Annotated in this window: 12 protein-coding genes, 3 tRNA genes and 1 pseudogene; 3 read left to right on the top strand and 13 right to left on the bottom strand. The window is 61.8% G+C overall.

The features are described from left to right. Positions 1-24: 24 nt before the first annotated feature. Positions 25-291 (bottom strand): sulfurtransferase TusA family protein, encoded by a 267-nt coding sequence (locus Q0931_RS14810; RefSeq protein WP_366941625.1) that lies wholly within the window; start codon positions 289-291, stop codon positions 25-27. Between the two features lie 134 nt (positions 292-425). Between Q0931_RS14810 and Q0931_RS14805 the strand changes: the two genes are divergently transcribed. Beyond that, complete coding sequence (locus Q0931_RS14805; RefSeq protein ID WP_299261616.1) at positions 426-1,877, top strand: M48 family metalloprotease; 1,452 nt, start codon at positions 426-428, stop codon at positions 1,875-1,877. Between the two features lie 75 nt (positions 1,878-1,952). Here the strand turns inward: Q0931_RS14805 and Q0931_RS14800 are convergent. The 11 genes and pseudogenes from Q0931_RS14800 to Q0931_RS14750 form a co-directional block, all read right to left on the bottom strand. Continuing rightward, positions 1,953-2,027, bottom strand: a tRNA-Lys gene (locus Q0931_RS14800). A 46-nt stretch (positions 2,028-2,073) separates the two neighbouring features. Beyond that, positions 2,074-2,148 (bottom strand) — tRNA-Lys (locus Q0931_RS14795). A gap of 46 nt (positions 2,149-2,194) precedes the next feature. Further along, positions 2,195-2,269: transfer RNA gene (locus tag Q0931_RS14790), tRNA-Lys, on the bottom strand. Between the two features lie 346 nt (positions 2,270-2,615). After that, positions 2,616-3,458: pseudogene (gene rluB, locus Q0931_RS14785) on the bottom strand (23S rRNA pseudouridine(2605) synthase RluB); the annotation flags it as partial. An 8-nt stretch (positions 3,459-3,466) separates the two neighbouring features. After that, positions 3,467-4,435 carry an SMC-Scp complex subunit ScpB gene (scpB, locus tag Q0931_RS14780; RefSeq protein ID WP_299261614.1) on the bottom strand — a complete coding sequence of 323 codons (969 nt, stop codon included), beginning with the start codon at positions 4,433-4,435 and terminating at the stop codon, positions 3,467-3,469. Beyond that, on the bottom strand, positions 4,432-5,262 hold the full coding sequence (locus tag Q0931_RS14775; protein WP_299261669.1) for a ScpA family protein: 831 nt from the start codon (positions 5,260-5,262) through the stop codon (positions 4,432-4,434). Before Q0931_RS14775 ends, scpB begins: the two co-directional genes overlap by 4 nt. Positions 5,263-5,429: 167 nt before the next feature. Beyond that, positions 5,430-6,551, bottom strand: a complete 1,122-nt coding sequence (gene pqqE, locus Q0931_RS14770; protein ID WP_299261612.1) for a pyrroloquinoline quinone biosynthesis protein PqqE — start codon at positions 6,549-6,551, stop codon at positions 5,430-5,432. Continuing rightward, positions 6,548-6,835 (bottom strand): pyrroloquinoline quinone biosynthesis peptide chaperone PqqD, encoded by a 288-nt coding sequence (gene pqqD / locus Q0931_RS14765; RefSeq protein WP_299261610.1) that lies wholly within the window; start codon positions 6,833-6,835, stop codon positions 6,548-6,550. The genes pqqE and pqqD overlap by 4 nt, the downstream gene beginning before the upstream one ends. After that, positions 6,832-7,614, bottom strand: coding sequence for a pyrroloquinoline-quinone synthase PqqC (gene pqqC, locus Q0931_RS14760; protein ID WP_299261608.1), 783 nt, complete (start codon positions 7,612-7,614; stop codon positions 6,832-6,834). The genes pqqD and pqqC overlap by 4 nt, the downstream gene beginning before the upstream one ends. Beyond that, entirely contained in the window at positions 7,611-8,540 is a 930-nt protein-coding gene (gene pqqB / locus Q0931_RS14755; protein WP_299261606.1) for a pyrroloquinoline quinone biosynthesis protein PqqB, read from the bottom strand. Before pqqB ends, pqqC begins: the two co-directional genes overlap by 4 nt. Positions 8,541-8,732: 192 nt before the next feature. Continuing rightward, positions 8,733-10,547 (bottom strand): DEAD/DEAH box helicase, encoded by a 1,815-nt coding sequence (locus Q0931_RS14750; protein ID WP_299261604.1) that lies wholly within the window; start codon positions 10,545-10,547, stop codon positions 8,733-8,735. An 86-nt stretch (positions 10,548-10,633) separates the two neighbouring features. Here Q0931_RS14750 and Q0931_RS14745 point away from each other — a divergent pair, with 86 nt between their 5' ends. Together Q0931_RS14745 and Q0931_RS14740 are read left to right on the top strand one after the other, a co-directional pair. Next, positions 10,634-11,047, top strand: coding sequence for a hypothetical protein (locus Q0931_RS14745; RefSeq protein WP_299261602.1), 414 nt, complete (start codon positions 10,634-10,636; stop codon positions 11,045-11,047). A gap of 89 nt (positions 11,048-11,136) precedes the next feature. Continuing rightward, positions 11,137-11,457, top strand: a complete 321-nt coding sequence (locus Q0931_RS14740) for a putative quinol monooxygenase (protein ID WP_299261600.1) — start codon at positions 11,137-11,139, stop codon at positions 11,455-11,457. A gap of 88 nt (positions 11,458-11,545) precedes the next feature. Here the strand turns inward: Q0931_RS14740 and purL are convergent, their stop codons facing one another. Continuing rightward, a complete protein-coding gene (gene purL, locus Q0931_RS14735) occupies positions 11,546-15,445 on the bottom strand; it encodes a phosphoribosylformylglycinamidine synthase (protein WP_299261598.1) in 3,900 nt (1,299 codons plus the stop codon). Positions 15,446-15,758: the final 313 nt, after the last annotated feature.

The raw sequence follows: 15,758 nt of genomic DNA, 5'->3' as shown, positions 1-15,758 counted from the left end.
GGGTCCATCCAGCGGGCGCAGGCATCAGCATCCCTTGATCAATACGTAGTGCCAGGTGTCATCATCATGTCGGCGTGCAGCAAGCTGATGTGCCGTATGCACCACGAAGCTTTCAAAATCACGCCATGAGCCGGGGTCTGTACAGATGACGTGCAGATGCTGTCCCTCATTCAATGCAGCCAGCGCCTGACGTGCTTTCAAGAGCGGCATGGGACAGTCAAGCCCGCGGGCATCCAGTATCTGATCGGCGGCCTGCTCCATCTGCTTGATGTCATCAAGATTTTCCAACACCACTGGCTCCTCTGCTGGTTGTAATCGGCACGATTTAAAGGCAACTTGATGCAACCGGCAACCATTGCTGCCTGTTGCAAACAGGCAGTCACTTCTGCCCTTTCATGTCTCCATCGCCATCCGGTAAGCATGTCATGTCAAGGCATACGCGTTTTCGATGCATTATTACAGCTGCCCTGCTGCTTGGCACGGCCACCTCATCGGTGACATCACCGGCCGGTCAGCTCCCCTCGCTGGGAGACGCGACCGGAAGCTACAGCAGTCAGGAAGAGTTTCGCCTCGGACGGGCCTGGCTGCGCGAGTTTCGTGCCCACGTGGGGCAATGGCGCGACCCCATCACGCAGGACTACCTCAACTCACTGGTGGCGCGGCTTTTGCCCAATAGCCAGCTTGATGATGTCACCCCCATTGTCACGCTGGTCTCGAGCCGAACGCTGAACGCCTTTGCCGTTCCCGGTGGGGTCATTGGCATCAATACGGGGCTGTTTGCCTACGCCCCCGACCAGGACGCGTTTGCCTCGGTCCTTGCCCATGAAATGGGCCATCTGTCCCAGCATCACTTTGCCCGTGAAATGGCGCGCAATGAACGCACCCAGCTGCCTACCATGGCGGCCATGCTGGCCGGCATGGTGCTTGCCGCCGGCGGCGGTGGCAACCTGGGCGTCGCCACCATGGCAGGCACCCAGGCCGCCGCCATGCAGAACCAGCTGAGCTATTCGCGCCGCTATGAGCAGGAAGCCGACCGGGTAGGCCTGCAGGCCATGGCGCGCTCCAGGATGGACCCCATGGCCATGCCGCGCATGTTTGCCACCATGCAGCGGCTGTCGAGCATGCAGGGCAATACCCCGCCCGAATTCTTGCTCACCCACCCCATGACCGACTCACGGCTGAGCAACACCACCAGCCTGGCCCAGCAATACCAGACCGGCAAGATCAGCGACCCGGGCCCGGAGTATGACCTGATCCGAGCCCGCGCCATGCTGGCAATGAACATGAGCGACCCGGAGTTCGTTCGCACCCGGCTTGAGCAGGACCACGCTCACCCGATTGCCCTGCGCTATCTCGATGCCCTGAATGACAGCGTTAACCAGCGCACCGATCAGGCGCTGGCAGCGTTTGATCAGCTTGCCCGCGAGGCGCCGGATGTACTGACACTGCCGGCCAGCGCCGCCGATGCCGCACTCGATGCTGGCCGCCGCGAAGACGCCATTCGTCGCTGCGAACGTATTTTACGCCTGACGCCCGACTACTATCCGGCGCAGATCATTCAGGCCGAGGCCCAGCTGGGCATTAACCCGGCGACGGCCTTTCGCAGCCTGCGAACGCTGGCCGACACACACGCCGAGGATCCGGATGTCTGGAATCTGCTCAGTGAAGCGGCCGGGCGCAGCAATCGCGACGACTGGGGTCATCTGGCGCTGGCCGAACAGCTCCAGCTCAAGGGCGATATCGACGGCGGACTGGAACAGCTGACGCTGGCGGAGAAGGCGTCCCAGCAAAACGGTGATTACGCCCTGACCAGCCGCATTCGGGAGCGGCGAAAGGACTTCAAACAATACCGGGAGACGCTGGAGAAATTTCGCTAGCTCGACGGGCCGAGCTTGATCGCCGACCCATAAAAAACGCCTCATCCCCGCAAAGGAATGAGGCGTTTTCAAAACTGGTGGGTCGTGTAGGATTCGAACCTACGACCAATTGGTTAAAAGCCAACTGCTCTACCACTGAGCTAACGACCCTAAAATCAGGCAGCCAATATGAGGCTCAAAACAATGACAATGCTTGTGGTGGGTCGTGTAGGATTCGAACCTACGACCAATTGGTTAAAAGCCAACTGCTCTACCACTGAGCTAACGACCCGACAATTCTGCCGACAATCACAAACATGCCATTATTTTTGTCGAAATGGTGGGTCGTGTAGGATTCGAACCTACGACCAATTGGTTAAAAGCCAACTGCTCTACCACTGAGCTAACGACCCGCTCGACGGGCGCAAATACTACTTTGAAAGCATTCGCGATGCAAGCGCCTATTGCATACCCTTTGCGTTAACGACGCCCGCTGCCCTTTCGACCCTGCGGCGCTCCCGTATTTCCCTTCTGGCCGCTGCCGCGACGCTCCTGGCCCTTGTCACTCTTGCCCGCCGAGCGGCGGTTGCTCGTCGGGGCGGTAGAGCTCCAGTTCCCAAGGTCGCTGCGCTTCTCATTGCGCTTCTCGCGGGACGACATCGGCCGCACTTCATCACGACGTTCGCTGCGGCGGGGCGCGCTTTCCTGACGCTGGGGCGTACCGTCCTGGCGACGAGGCGTGCTTTCCTGAGTATCGCTGCGCGCCGCTTCCGGCGACTTGACGCCGCGTACGGGACGACGCTTGTTCTTGTCGCGGTTCCAGCGATTTTTCTCATCGGGTGTCAGCGCCGGTACCTTGCGCTTTTCAAGTCCGGCAAGCTCGGAGAGGTCGTCAACCTCCTGCTGGGTCAGCTCGGTCCACTCACCAGCCCGCGCACGCTTGTCCAGAAAGACGCTGCCGTAACGAACCCGCTTGAGCCGGCTGACCGTCAGCCCCTGGGATTCCCAGAGCCTGCGCACTTCCCGGTTGCGTCCTTCCATGATGACCACATGGAACCAGGTATTGATGCCTTCCCCACCGAACTCCTGAACATCGGTAAAACGTGCCGGCCCGTCTTCGAGCATCACGCCATCGACCATGGCACGAACATGTTCCATGGTCACATCGCCCATGACCCGCACGGCATACTCGCGCTCGATCTGCATCGAAGGATGCATCAGGCGATTGGCCAGTTCTCCATCGGTGGTAAACAGCAGCAGACCGCTGGTATTGATGTCCAGTCGACCGATGGCGATCCAGCGCTCGCCGGACAGGCGCGGCAGGTGCTCGAACACGGTGCGACGACCTTCCGGGTCGCGACGCGTACAAAGCTCCCCCTCCGGCTTGTTGTACATGATGACGCGACGCGACGATGCCTCACTCGACTTCAGCGTGACCGGACGGCCATCCACGGTCACCCGGGCATCCTCGGAGATGCGATCACCCAGTTTGGCCGTTTCACCATTGACGTTGATGCGTCCGGCGCCGATGGCGGCTTCCATTTCGCGCCGTGATCCCAGCCCGGCACGGGCCAGTACTTTTTGCAGCTTTTCAGTGTTCATGCGAAGTCTCAATCTTCTGGGTAACTGGTTTGCGTCGATTTCTCATCGGGCCCAGCATCCGGGCCGTCGCGGTCTGCCCTGTCGCGCAGCCGCTCGGCCAGTCGTTGACCGATATCATCAAGACTCGGGCTCTGACGTGAAAGCATCGGCGTCTCAATCGACGAGCGTTCGGATGGCGCCTGCTCGCCTGCGGGCGAGTCGGTCAGCGCATCCTCGGTATAGCTGCTGCCGTTCTCGGCAGCGTCTTCGTTGACAGTGCCGGCGCTGGCACTATCGCCACTGTCAGCCTCTTCACTATCATCACTGCCCGCCTCTGCACTATCGGTCTCGTTGCCGTCAGTGTCGTCTTCATTGGCTGACAACGCTTCCGTGGCACTCATCGAGGCATCTGATGTGTCTACCGAGGCTGGCGTCCGTGCATTGGGCGTGAGCTGTTCGAGCCAGTCAACGGTTTCGCCTTCTTTCACCGCACTGATCGGCGGCAGGGCATCCAGCGTACGCAGTCCGAAATCGTCGAGAAAGCCTCTGGTGGTGGCGTAAACCGCCGGGCGCCCGGGCACATCACGATGCCCGACCACTCGCACCCAACCGCGCTCGATCAGGGTACGCATGATCGAGGCACTGACCGAGACCCCTCGCACGTCCTCGATATCGGCGCGCGTGACCGGTTGACGATAGGCAATCAGGGCCAGCGTCTCCAGCAGGGCGCGCGAATAGCGCTGCGGGCGCTCATCCCAGAGTCGTGACACCCAGGGGGAAAGCCCATCGCGCACGCGAAGGCGAAACCCCGATGCCGTCTCCTCAAGGACCAGGGCACTCTCTGTCAGCCGCGCGTCCAGCGTGGTCAGCGCCTCACGCAGCGCCCGACGACCGGGGCGTTCATGCTCATCAAAGACGGCTTCCAGTCTTTCCAGCGTCAGCGGCTCGCCGGCGGCCAGCAGCACCCCTTCGAGAATATGATCCAGCGGCGGCGTCATGACATTCCCACCTGCTCATCCGTCTCGAAGGGCTGCTCGAGGGCATCCTCCTCGCTGTCGGGCTGCTGTACCCGACCACGCACGTGAATGGGCGACAGCGGCGCGTTCTGTACGATTTCGATCAATCGCTCCTTGCTCAGTTCCAGAATGGCCATGAAGGTCACCACGACCCCGGCCTTGCCTTCTTCAGGATCAAAGAGCGCTTCGAACGCGGTGAACTGTTCCTCGTTGATGCGCTCAAGAATGGCCATCATCCGCTCGCGGGTCGAGAGCACCTCACGGGTGATCTGATGCTCCTGCCTGAAATCGGCCCGCTGCATCAGGGCCGACAGGGCGCCCAGAAGCTCTGAAAGCTCGACGTCGGGATGTTGCACGCGAGGCTGTAGCGCCGGAAGGCCGGCCTCGGCCTGATACCAGTCACGCCCCTGACGCGGCAATTCATCGATGGCCTGGGCGGCCAGCTTGATCTGCTCGTACTCCTGCAGGCGCCGTACAAGCGCCGCCGTTGGATCTTCCTCGTCATCCTCCTCGCTGGCACGGGGCGGACGCGGCAGCAGCGTACGCGACTTGATCTCGGCCAGCATGGCGGCCATCAGCAGATACTCGGCAGCCAGGTCGATACCGCTGACCTTCATGAGCTCGACATATTCGATGTACTGACGGGTGACGGCCGCCACGTTGACGGCCAGAATGTCGAGATTCTGACGCCGAATCAGATACAGCAACAGATCCAGCGGCCCCTCGAAGGTTTCCAGAAAGACACGCAGCGCCTCCGGCGGAATATAAAGATCCTCCGGCATCTCATGCAGCGGCTCACCGCCAACCATGACGGCAGGGGCAGCCTCGGGGGTCGGGCTGTGAAGATCACCGGACTGGGTCATGGGGTTTGAGATGAAGGCTCAGGTGATACGGGGCGTTACCCAAGTTTATCAGGCCACCCCGTGTCAAGCATCTGCATCCTGTTTCTCATGTCAATTGCCCACGTCAGCGTCACTCAGGCGGGCCGTGTGTGTTTCGCAAAGCGTCGATAGGCGAAGGGCTCGTCGCGACCGGATTCTTCCAGCGTCAGCGTCTGTATCTCCTCATGCCAGGGCGAGTGCTGGCATACCGGATCCATCTGGCGAGCGTCACCGGTCATCATCAGTGCCTGACAGCGACAGCCGCCATGATCGATGTCGAGTCGATCACAGCTCTGACACGTCTCGGGCAGAAAGTCGGTCCCACGAAAGGCATTGAACGCTGGCGAGTGGTACCAGATGTCCGCCAGGCCGTGCTCGCGAACGTTCCAGAACTCGAGCCCCGGGATCGTTTGCGCTGCGTGACACGGCAGTCCCAGACCCGAGGGGGTGACGTTGATCGTTTGCTGTCCCCAGCCGTTCATGCAGGGCTTGGGAAAATGGGCGTAATAGTCCGGTACGACCGAATCGATCGCCAGACGCCCCTTCAACCGTCTTTGGGCGGCCTCGACCGTTCTCAGCGCGGTCATCACCTCCGCCCTTTTCGGCATCAGCGCCCCGCGATTGCGCAGTGCCCAGCCGTAATACTGGGCATGCGCCAGCTCCAGACGCTCGGCGCCAAGCCTGAGCGCCAGCTCGATAAAGTCATCGATCTGATGGATATTGGCCCGATGCAGCACCACGTTGAGCGTCAGGGGCAGCCCTCGCGCCCTCACCTCACCGGCAAAGGCGCACTTTTTATCGAACGCCCCGCGCATCCCGGAAACATGCTCGGTGACAACATCATCGGCGCCCTGAAAGGAGAGCTGCACGTGATCCAGCCCGGCGGCCTCCAGCGCCGCCAGCCGCTCCGATGTGATGCTGACGCCAGCGGTAATCAGATTGGAATAGAGCCCTTCCCGGGCACAGGTTTCGACCAGATCGACCAGATCCGGCCGGGCCGCCGGCTCGCCGCCGGAGAGATGCACCTGCAACACGCCCAGTGCCGCCGCTTCGCGCAGCACACGCTGCCAGCCGGCAGTATCCAGCTCATCACTGCGACGCTCGAGTTCGACCGGGTTGGAGCAATAGGGACACTGCAGCGGACAGCGATGGGTCAGCTCGGCCAGCAGCCCCATGGGCGGGGCAACGGTAGTTTCGGCTCGCGGCATATCGTTCATGAGATTACCTCCAGCACGCCACGATCGATCAGGGCATGAAACAGGGCCAGCACGTCATGGCGAATCCGGTCGCGCTCGGCATCATAATCAACAACCAGCCCATCGACGATCTGCGACACGGAGCGCTCACCGTCAACGTGGGTCATGATCGCATGCGCGATCGCATCAAGCTGGAAGATGCGCTCCGGTGCCAGCAGTACCCAGCCGCCGCGAGCGGCATCCTCTCGCATGCGTACGCCGCGCGGCAAACGTACCACGGCGTTATCGTCAAGCGTTTTGCTCAAGGCGTGGCTCCTGCAACCAGAGCGCTTTTACCATCCCAGGCGCCCGGGGGCCGATGACCTTCCACATAGGCGTGCTGTAGCGCATCCAGCATGGTCCAGAGCACGTCGCACTTGAACACCAGCGCCTCCAGCACGGCCTGCTGTTGATCGGCGCGCAGGGCGTGCTCGCGCACATAGGCCAGCGCCCGTTCGGCATCGTGGGGCGCCTGGGTCAGGCGGGGCCGGAAATAGTCCAGCGTCTCTTCGGAGACAAAATCGTAGTGCTCGAGCATGCCCGACACACGCGTGCCGATCACCTTTGGCGAGAACAGCTCGGTCAACGAGGAGGCAACGGCTTCCAGCAGCGTGCGATCGCGCACGAAATGCGTGTAGGCCTCAACGGCAAAGCGTGTTGCGGGCAGAATCAACCGGGTCGAGCGCACCATCTCGCGCTCGAGCCCCAGCCCGTCGGTGAGCTTCAGCCAGCGCTCGATACCGCCCTCACCGGGCGCCTCACCGTCGTGATCAACCAGTCGGCTGCGCCACTCGCGGCGCCAGTCCGGGTCATCAAGGCGCGCCATCAGGGTAGCATCCTTGATGGGGATCATGGCCTGATAGTAATAGCGATTGAGCGCCCAGGCGCGCACCTGACAGCGATCGAGCGCGCCCCCCTGCAGAGCGAGCTGAAACGGATGGCGATGGTGATAGCGTGCCTCACCAATCTCGCGCAGACGCGCTTCCAGCGCCTCGGCATTTATCGGCTCGGTCACTTCAGTCAACGGTGCCTGGTGCGAACTCACGGTGTGATCTCCATGCCGTCAAAGGCGATCTCCCAACCAGCGTCTTCGGCCTCGCGCCGCTCGGGACTGTCCTCGATCAAAACGGGGTTGGTGTTGTTGATGTGAATAAAGATGCGTCGGTCGATGGCAACGCCGGACAGCGCCTTCATGCTGCCCGCCTCTCCTGACATCGACATGTGCCCCATGCGCTGACCGGTCTTGTGGCCGACACCGGCACGGAGCATTTCGTCATCGCGCCACAGGGTGCCATCAAAGAGCAGCGCCGCAGCGCCGTAGAGCCGGTCAGCCAGACGCGGCGTGACCGTGGCGCAGCCGGGGATGTAATACAGTCTCTGACCATCCAGCTCGAACTCGACCCCCACGGTGGACTCGCCCTCGGCACCGATATCCACCTGATCCCCTTCCAGATAGAGCGCGGTCTTGCCGGGCACGGCGAAAACGGTAGCCATGAGCCCCGGCAGCAGCTCGATGCGACTGTCGAGTGCGACATCACACCGCTGGACGCAGTCCGGGGCAAGCACATTGAAAATCGGATTATCACGCAGCACGCCATGAATCTCGGGCGTGGCATACAGTCGAAACGGAGAGCGTTCGCGCAGGCTTAAAAGCCCCGCTACGTGATCGACGTCACCATTGGTGACCAGAATCGACTGGATCGGCGTATGACGATCATCGCCTCTGGGCTGAAGCGCCGGCTCACGCTGTAGCTGGGCGAGCACTTCCGGCGCGCAGTTGATCAGCGCCCAGTGTTCGCCATCGACGGAAACGGCAATCGAGGACTGTGTCCGGGGGACAACACGCCGGGGTTCGGTGCGAGCCAGACGGCATACGCCGCAGCGGCAGTTCCATTGAGGCAGGCCGCCACCGGCGGCCGCCCCCAGTACGCGAACGCGCAAACGCCGCGCCCTGTTGTTGTCACTCTTCAATGTCGATTTCAATCTCGGCAGGCAGATAAACACTGGCTTCCATACCAGCACTGATTTCGTTGACTTCGGGGGTGGACCAGCTCATGAAGGGCTCCTTGATCGCAAACGCGATCATAAATCGATGGTAACAATGCTGCCGGGCGGCAACGGCCTATATCTTAGCAGAATAACGAGTTTTGATGCTGCCCCTCATCAGGTGCCATCGGCACTGTCCGCGCGCCGATAGCGCCCTTCATAATCAAAAAGACGTTCGCGCACCTGCCAGTAGCGCCCCACCTTGCGACCGACCACAAAATCCGGATGCCGCAGGCGCTCGCGCGACGCGATCACCTCATCGATGGTGGCCGGCTGCCAGTCACTGCCCGGTGCGCGCAGATGCGGCTTCAGCCAGGCATGATAAAAGGCTCTGCGCTGCGCGGGCGTTTCCAGTGCATACCACTCCGACAGCGTGGCGCCGTCCTCATCGACATAGGTCACCTTCAAACGAGCCAGACCGCGACCGTTGACGCTCTCCTCCAGCATCATGCCACTGACCCTGAGCACTCGCGCATCCTTGAGCTTTAGCGCATCACGCAGCTTGTCATCGGCATCGATCAGCTGCTCCTGACAGTGATGGCAGCGCCGGGCAGCGATATCGTTTTGCGCCCCGCACTGCTCGCAGACCTTGTAGCGAAAGCGAAAGTCGCACTGTACCTGCTCGCCGCGTTCGTTATCGACCAGCCCCTGACAGCGCCGGCCAAAATGCTCGATCACCAGCTCACCGTCGCGCTTGCCCCAGAAGATATTGGCAAAACCGCACTCGGGACACTCGACCTGTACCGGCTCGCTGTCACTGTCCGGGCGCGGCGCATCGATTTCGGGGCCAAACAGATCCCACGGGTTCCCTGCATAATCCAGCACCAGGCAGTCGCGCTTGCCGGGAGACAGGCGCAGCCCACGCCCGACGATCTGCTGGTAAAGCCCCACCGACTCGGTCGGTCGCAGGATCGCAATCAGATCGACATGCGGGGCATCAAAACCGGTAGTCAGCACCGCTACGTTGATCAGGTATTTCAGTTCACGGTTCTTGAAGGCCTCGATCAGCCGCTCACGCTCGCGTCCGGGCGTGGTACCGGTCACCAGCGCCGCCTGAGCCTCGGGCAGATAGCCCATGATCTCCTCGGCATGCGCCACGGTGGCGGCAAAGATCATGACGCCCTGGCGGTCATGGGCCTGTGCCATCACATCTTCGATAATGACCGGTGTCGCCCGATTGCCGCTGACCACCCGGTTAAGGTCGGATTCTGCGTACTGCCCACCAATGCGGGGCGAGAGCTGCGAAAAGTCATAGCGGGCGATGGCAGCATCAATGCGTCGGGGCTCGGCCAGATAGCCCTGCCTGACCATGACCCGCAGGGGCTGCTCGAACACGCAGTCGCGGAAAAACGAAGTCTCCGGACCACGCACCATGCCGTGGTAGTGGCGGTGATAGATGAACCCCTGCCCCAGCCGATAGGGCGTCGCTGTCAGGCCCAGCACCTTGATATCCGGCCGGCTCGCCCGCAGATGGTCAATCACCCGCTGGTAGCTGCCGGGCGACTGTTGACGCTTGCCGTCCACCTGGTCATCCACCATGGGCGCTACGCGATGGCACTCATCGATGACCAACAGCGTGAACTGACCGTCATCGAACTCATCCAGTGCGTTGATAACGGACTGCACCGAGCCGAACACCACCTGGCGCTGACTGTCGCGTCGCCCCAGACCAGCGCTGAAGATGTCGGCCTTAAGCCCATAGGCCTCATACTTGGCATGATTTTGTGCCACCAGCTCACGGACATGGGCCAGCACCAGCACACGCCCGCGGGCGATTCGCGCCAGCTCGGCAATCACGAGGCTCTTGCCGCTGCCGGTGGGCAAAACCACCACGGCCGGGTCGTGACTGCGGCGAAAATGACCGACGACGCGCTCGACGGCCTCCCTTTGATAGGGGCGTAGCTGCGGCGGTGTCGTTAAAGACGCTGACATATCCTTATACTGGTCCTGTAATCCCTGGGTTGCGGGACTGGCTGAATGTTTAAAACCGTCACCTCTGGTGACCAAAGAGGTGCGTAATGCAGGCCAATACACAGATTGAGCACTACATTGAAGGCCTGGGCGCCATGGATTTCCAGGTGGAGGCCATCGATACTCACGCCGCGCGCATCACGCTCGAAAACCTGGAGTTCGTGCTGGTCGTGGCCGAAGACGAACCGGCCTTTTTTCAGCTGATGCTGCCCGGTGTCTGGCAGGCCGATGCCGGCACGGACCGTGCCCAGTTGCTCGACGTTGCCAATGACGTCATGAATGCCATCAAGGCGGCCAAGGTCGTCATCCACGGTGAGGCCGTTCATGTCAGCGTAGAGCAGTTTGTGGCAGGTCCCGAACAGGGCATCGCGCTGGTGCCAGGGCTTCTGGAGCTTTTGCGAAGCGCCGTGGCAGAGTTTCATGAACGCATGGGCATGGGTCCGGCGCCCAGAGTTCACTGACACGTCATGACGACTGTTTTAATGTCACAGGATTGATGTCACAAGGCCCTTGCCGCCCCGAAAATCTCAACGTCTGCAGGAGAATCATGATGAGCACGACCAATGCCAATTTTGTCGTTCTGGCTGAATTCAACATCAGGGAAGGCCAGCGCGACGCGTTTCTGGCGCTGGCCCACAACGACGCCAACGAGTCGCTGGCCAATGAAAGCGGTTGCCATCAGTTTGATGTGCTGGTGCCGGAGGGCGATGGCAACACCGTTATTCTTCATGAGGTCTATACCGACCGCGCCGCCTTTGACAAGCACATGGAAATGCCCCACTACAAGCCCTTCAAGGAAGGCACCGACCCGCTGCTTGAAGAAGCACCGACCGTACGCTTTTTGAGCCCGGCCGCACGTCCGCAGAACTGAGTTTTTGCTGGCACAAGACATACCTGACGCACGAAAGGGCCTCTACAAGAGGCCCTTTTTATATCCATTCATCGATTCCGAAAAACGCTTAGCCTACCCACTTCCTGGCATTGCGGAACATGCGCATCCAGCCGCCGGCCTCACGCCATTCCTGCGGACGCCAGGAGTTGGTGACAGCACGTGCCACGCGCTCGGGGTGCGGCATCATGATGGTCACGCGACCATCGCTGCTGGTCAGACCGGTAATCCCGGACGGCGAGCCGTTGGGGTTGGCCGGATAGCCGGTGGTCACCTCGCCGAAGTTGTCGACGTAGCGCAGCGCGACCGTGCCGCTGGCCTGAGCCTGACGCAGGTGGCTACCGTCGCGAAACTGCGCCTGCCCTTCCCCGTGCGCCACGGCAATCGGCATCCGGGAGCCTGCCATGTCGGCCAGAAAGAGCGATGGCGTGGACTCGACGCGCACCATCGACACGCGCGCCTCGTACTGCTCGGACAGGTTGCGCACAAAGCGCGGCCAGTGATCGGCGCCGGGAATCAGCGATTTAAGCTGGGAGAGCATCTGACAGCCGTTGCACACGCCAAGGGCAAAAGTGTCTCCGCGCTCGAAAAAGTGCGCAAACTGATCGCGCCCGCGTTCACTGAAGAGAATCGACTTCGCCCAGCCGCCGCCGGCCCCCAGCACGTCCCCGTAGGAGAAGCCACCACAGGCCGCCGCGCCCTGGAAGTCGGCCAGATCCACACGACCTTCCAGGATGTCCGACATGTGAACGTCAATGGCCTCGAAACCGGCGTTGGTGAAATTCCACGCCATTTCCAGCTGTCCGTTGACGCCCTGCTCGCGAAGAATTGCCACTCGCGGCGCGGCCACCTTATTGATAAAGGGCGCTGCCACATTGTCATCAACGTCGTAACTCAGCGCCGCATGAAGTCCCGGATTGCGGGTTTCATCAAGGCCGTCAAATTCCTGGCGGGCGCAGTCGGGATTATCGCGACGGGCCTGCAGCTGATAGCTGGTCTCCGCCCAGGTGCGCAGGGCATGAACCCTCGTGGTCTCGATCAATACGGCGTCATAGAGCGTGACCGAGAAGCGATCATCTCCGGTCGGCGCACCGATGCGATGCACGCATTCGCCAAGACCTGCCGCTGCCAGCGTGGCCAGTACGGCATCAACCTCGTCACGGTGCACCTGGATGACGGCACCCGGCTCCTCGGCAAACAGGGCTTCGGTGGCCTGATGAGCATCGCGCACCAGCTCATCGAGCGTGACGGCCAGACCGCAATGACCGGCAAAGGCCATCTCCGCCAACGTGGTCAAAAGCCCGCCGTCGCTGCGGTCATGATAGGCCAGCAGCCTGTTGTCACGATTCAGGGTCTGAATGGCTCGAAAGAAACCGGCCAGATCTTCGGGGGCGTCCAGGTCCGGAGCGTGGGCGCCCAGCTGGCCATAGACCTGCGCCAGTGCCGAACCGCCCAGGCGATTTTTGCCACGACCGAGATCGATCAGCAGCAGCTCGGTCTCTTCACGCGGATCGAGCTGCGGGGTCAGGGTCTTTCGGGCATCGCTGACCCGCGCAAAGGCCGAGATAATCAGCGACAGCGGCGCCGTCACGGCCTTGTCGCGCTCGCCGTCGCGCCAGGCGGTGCGCATCGACATTGAATCCTTGCCGACCGGAATGGCAATACCAAGTGCCGGGCACAGCTCCATGCCTACGGCATGTACCGCATCATACAGCGCCTGATTTTCGCCTTCGTGGTCGGCGGCGCTCATCCAGTTGGCCGACAGCTTGATATCGCCAAGGGACTCGATGGACGCTGCGGCGATATTGGTAATCGCCTCGGTCACGGCCAGACGCGCCGAAGCGGCCGACGAAATCAGAGCGGCAGGCGTACGCTCACCCATCGCCATGGCCTCGCCGGCGTGGGTATCAAACGACGCCGTGGTCACCGCGCAGTCCGCCACCGGCACCTGCCAGGGACCAACCATCTGGTCGCGCACGGTCATGCCGCCCACGGTACGATCACCAATGGTGATCAAAAAGCTTTTGGAGGCCACTGCCGGCAGTTGCAGCACACGGTCCATGGCCTCGTTGAGATCCAGATTGTCCAGCATCAGCGGCGGCTGAGTGATCTCGCGGCGCTCGAAACTGCGCTGCATTTTCGGCGGCTTGCCAAACAGCACGCTCATGGGCAGATCAATGGGACGGCTTTCAAAGTGCTCGTCGACGACCACAATCTCATGCGCTCGCGTGGCTTCGCCGACCACGGCAAACGGGCAGCGCTCGCGCGCGCACAGCGATTCAAAATACTCGATCGATTCCGGCGCCACGGCCAGCACATAGCGTTCCTGCGCCTCGTTGCACCAGATTTCCAGCGGCGTCATGCCGGGTTCGGCACTGGGCACATCGCGCAGATTGAACAAGCCACCGCGGCCGCCATCCTTGACCAGTTCCGGCAGCGCATTGGAAAGCCCACCGGCGCCCACGTCATGGATAAAGCTGATCGGGTTGTTCTCGCCCAGCGCAATGCAGCGATCAATGACTTCCTGGGCGCGACGCTCCATCTCGGCGTTGTCGCGCTGCACCGAGGCAAAATCGAGGGCATCACTGGTGCTGCCGGAGGCCACGGACGAGGCCGCCCCGCCGCCCAGCCCGATCAGCATGGCGGGACCACCCATGACGATCAGCTTCGCCCCTTCGGCAATCTCGCCCTTGAGCACGTGTTCATCACGTACGCTGCCATAGCCGCCGGCCAGCATGATGGGCTTGTGATAGCCGCGTCGCTCGACGCCGGCCGGGCCCACCACGTCGTGCTCATAGGTACGGAAATAGCCATTGAGTGCCGGGCGGCCAAATTCGTTGTTGAACGCCGCCGCGCCAATCGGCGCCTCGATCATGATGTCGAGCGCGCTCTTGATGCGCTCGGGCTTGCCGTAATCGAACGCCTCCCAGGGCTGCAAAAGCTCGGGAATACGCAGATTGGAGACGGTAAAGCCGGTCAGGCCCGCCTTGGGCTTGCCGCCACGGCCCGTCGCACCCTCGTCACGGATCTCGCCGCCGGCGCCGGTGGCCGCGCCCGGATAGGGGGCAATGGCGGTGGGGTGATTGTGCGTTTCAACCTTCATCAGGATATGGATCGGTTCCTGATGGGTGACAAAACGAAAATCCCGGCTGTCGGCCAGAAAGCGACCCGCCTCATGGCCACGGATAATGGCGGCGTTGTCGCTGTAGGCGGACAGCACATTGTCCGGCGAACACTGATGGGTGTTGCGGATCATGCCGAACAGGGAGTGTGTCTGCGCCTGACCGTCGATCCGCCAGTCGGCATTGAAGATCTTGTGGCGGCAGTGCTCGGAATTGGCCTGAGCGAACATCATCAGCTCAACATCGCTGGGATTGCGCCCCAGGCCGGTAAAGGACTCGACCAGATAGTCGATTTCATCTTCGGCCAGTGCCAGACCCAGCGTGACATTGGCCTCGACCAGCGCACTGCGCCCGCCACCCAGAATGTCCACATGGCTTTGCGGCGCCGGCGAATGGCGCTGAAACAGCTTCGCGGCGTCACTGGCATCCACCAGTACCGTCTGTGTCATGCGGTCGGCCAGTACCTGTCGAATCGCCTCGACCTCCTCTTTCGAGGGCAGCGCGTCGGTTTCGACGAAATAGGCCACGCCCGCCTCAATGCGACGCACGTCATTGAGCCCGCAGTTGTGGGCGATGTCAGTGGCCTTGGATGACCAGGGTGAGACGGTCCCAAAGCGCGGCACGACCAGATAGAGCGCGCCTGCCGGTACCGCATCGGCACGCTCACCGGCCTCCAGCAGCGCACAAAGTCGCTCGAGTGCCCCGGGCTCCGGCGTCTGCTCGACGTCCAGAAAATAGCGGTGCATCGCCTGCACGCCGGTCACGCCCGGCATGGCCTCGCGCAGACGGGCAAGCAGGCGGGCATGACGAAAGGAAGAAAGGGCACTCTGGCCGTGCAGCTCGAGCATGACGAACGAAGCCTCTACTGACTGACAGGAAATGAGGGGTGGTGCGGGAGCGCCATCGAAAGGATACAGCGGTCCCCGTGTTGAAACAGCGCCAGGCGGCGAGGGCGTCATCATACTGGAAAGCGACTCGCGTGGCGAAGCCCGGAGGGCGGCGCGCGACATGGATCGGGCTCAGTCGAAAGACTGAGGCTATCGTGCAGTTAAGAGCCATCGACTAGCCGACATCATCTGCCATCGGTATCCTGGACGCTCTTTCAAACGGCCGTTTTCTCCCATGCACAGGCATCTTTTACGCACAACCCGAAGGATTGCA

It is taken from the genome of uncultured Kushneria sp. (genome assembly GCF_947497025.1).
Taxonomy (GTDB): domain Bacteria; phylum Pseudomonadota; class Gammaproteobacteria; order Pseudomonadales; family Halomonadaceae; genus Kushneria.
This window is presented reverse-complemented; position numbering and strand designations above follow the sequence as displayed.

What these genes read in the sequence shown, in the direction of transcription:
- Q0931_RS14805 (WP_299261616.1), top strand. Translation starts at nt 426, where the DNA reads ATGTCAAGGCATACGCGTTTTCGATGCATTATTACAGCTGCCCTGCTG.
- scpB (WP_299261614.1), bottom strand. Translation starts at nt 4,435, where the DNA reads ATGACGCCGCCGCTGGATCATATTCTCGAAGGGGTGCTGCTGGCCGCC.
- Q0931_RS14775 (WP_299261669.1), bottom strand. Translation starts at nt 5,262, where the DNA reads ATGGTTGGCGGTGAGCCGCTGCATGAGATGCCGGAGGATCTTTATATT.
- pqqE (WP_299261612.1), bottom strand. Translation starts at nt 6,551, where the DNA reads ATGAACGATATGCCGCGAGCCGAAACTACCGTTGCCCCGCCCATGGGG.
- Q0931_RS14750 (WP_299261604.1), bottom strand. Translation starts at nt 10,547, where the DNA reads ATGTCAGCGTCTTTAACGACACCGCCGCAGCTACGCCCCTATCAAAGG.
- Q0931_RS14745 (WP_299261602.1), top strand. Translation starts at nt 10,634, where the DNA reads ATGCAGGCCAATACACAGATTGAGCACTACATTGAAGGCCTGGGCGCC.
- Q0931_RS14740 (WP_299261600.1), top strand. Translation starts at nt 11,137, where the DNA reads ATGAGCACGACCAATGCCAATTTTGTCGTTCTGGCTGAATTCAACATC.
- purL (WP_299261598.1), bottom strand. Translation starts at nt 15,445, where the DNA reads ATGCTCGAGCTGCACGGCCAGAGTGCCCTTTCTTCCTTTCGTCATGCC.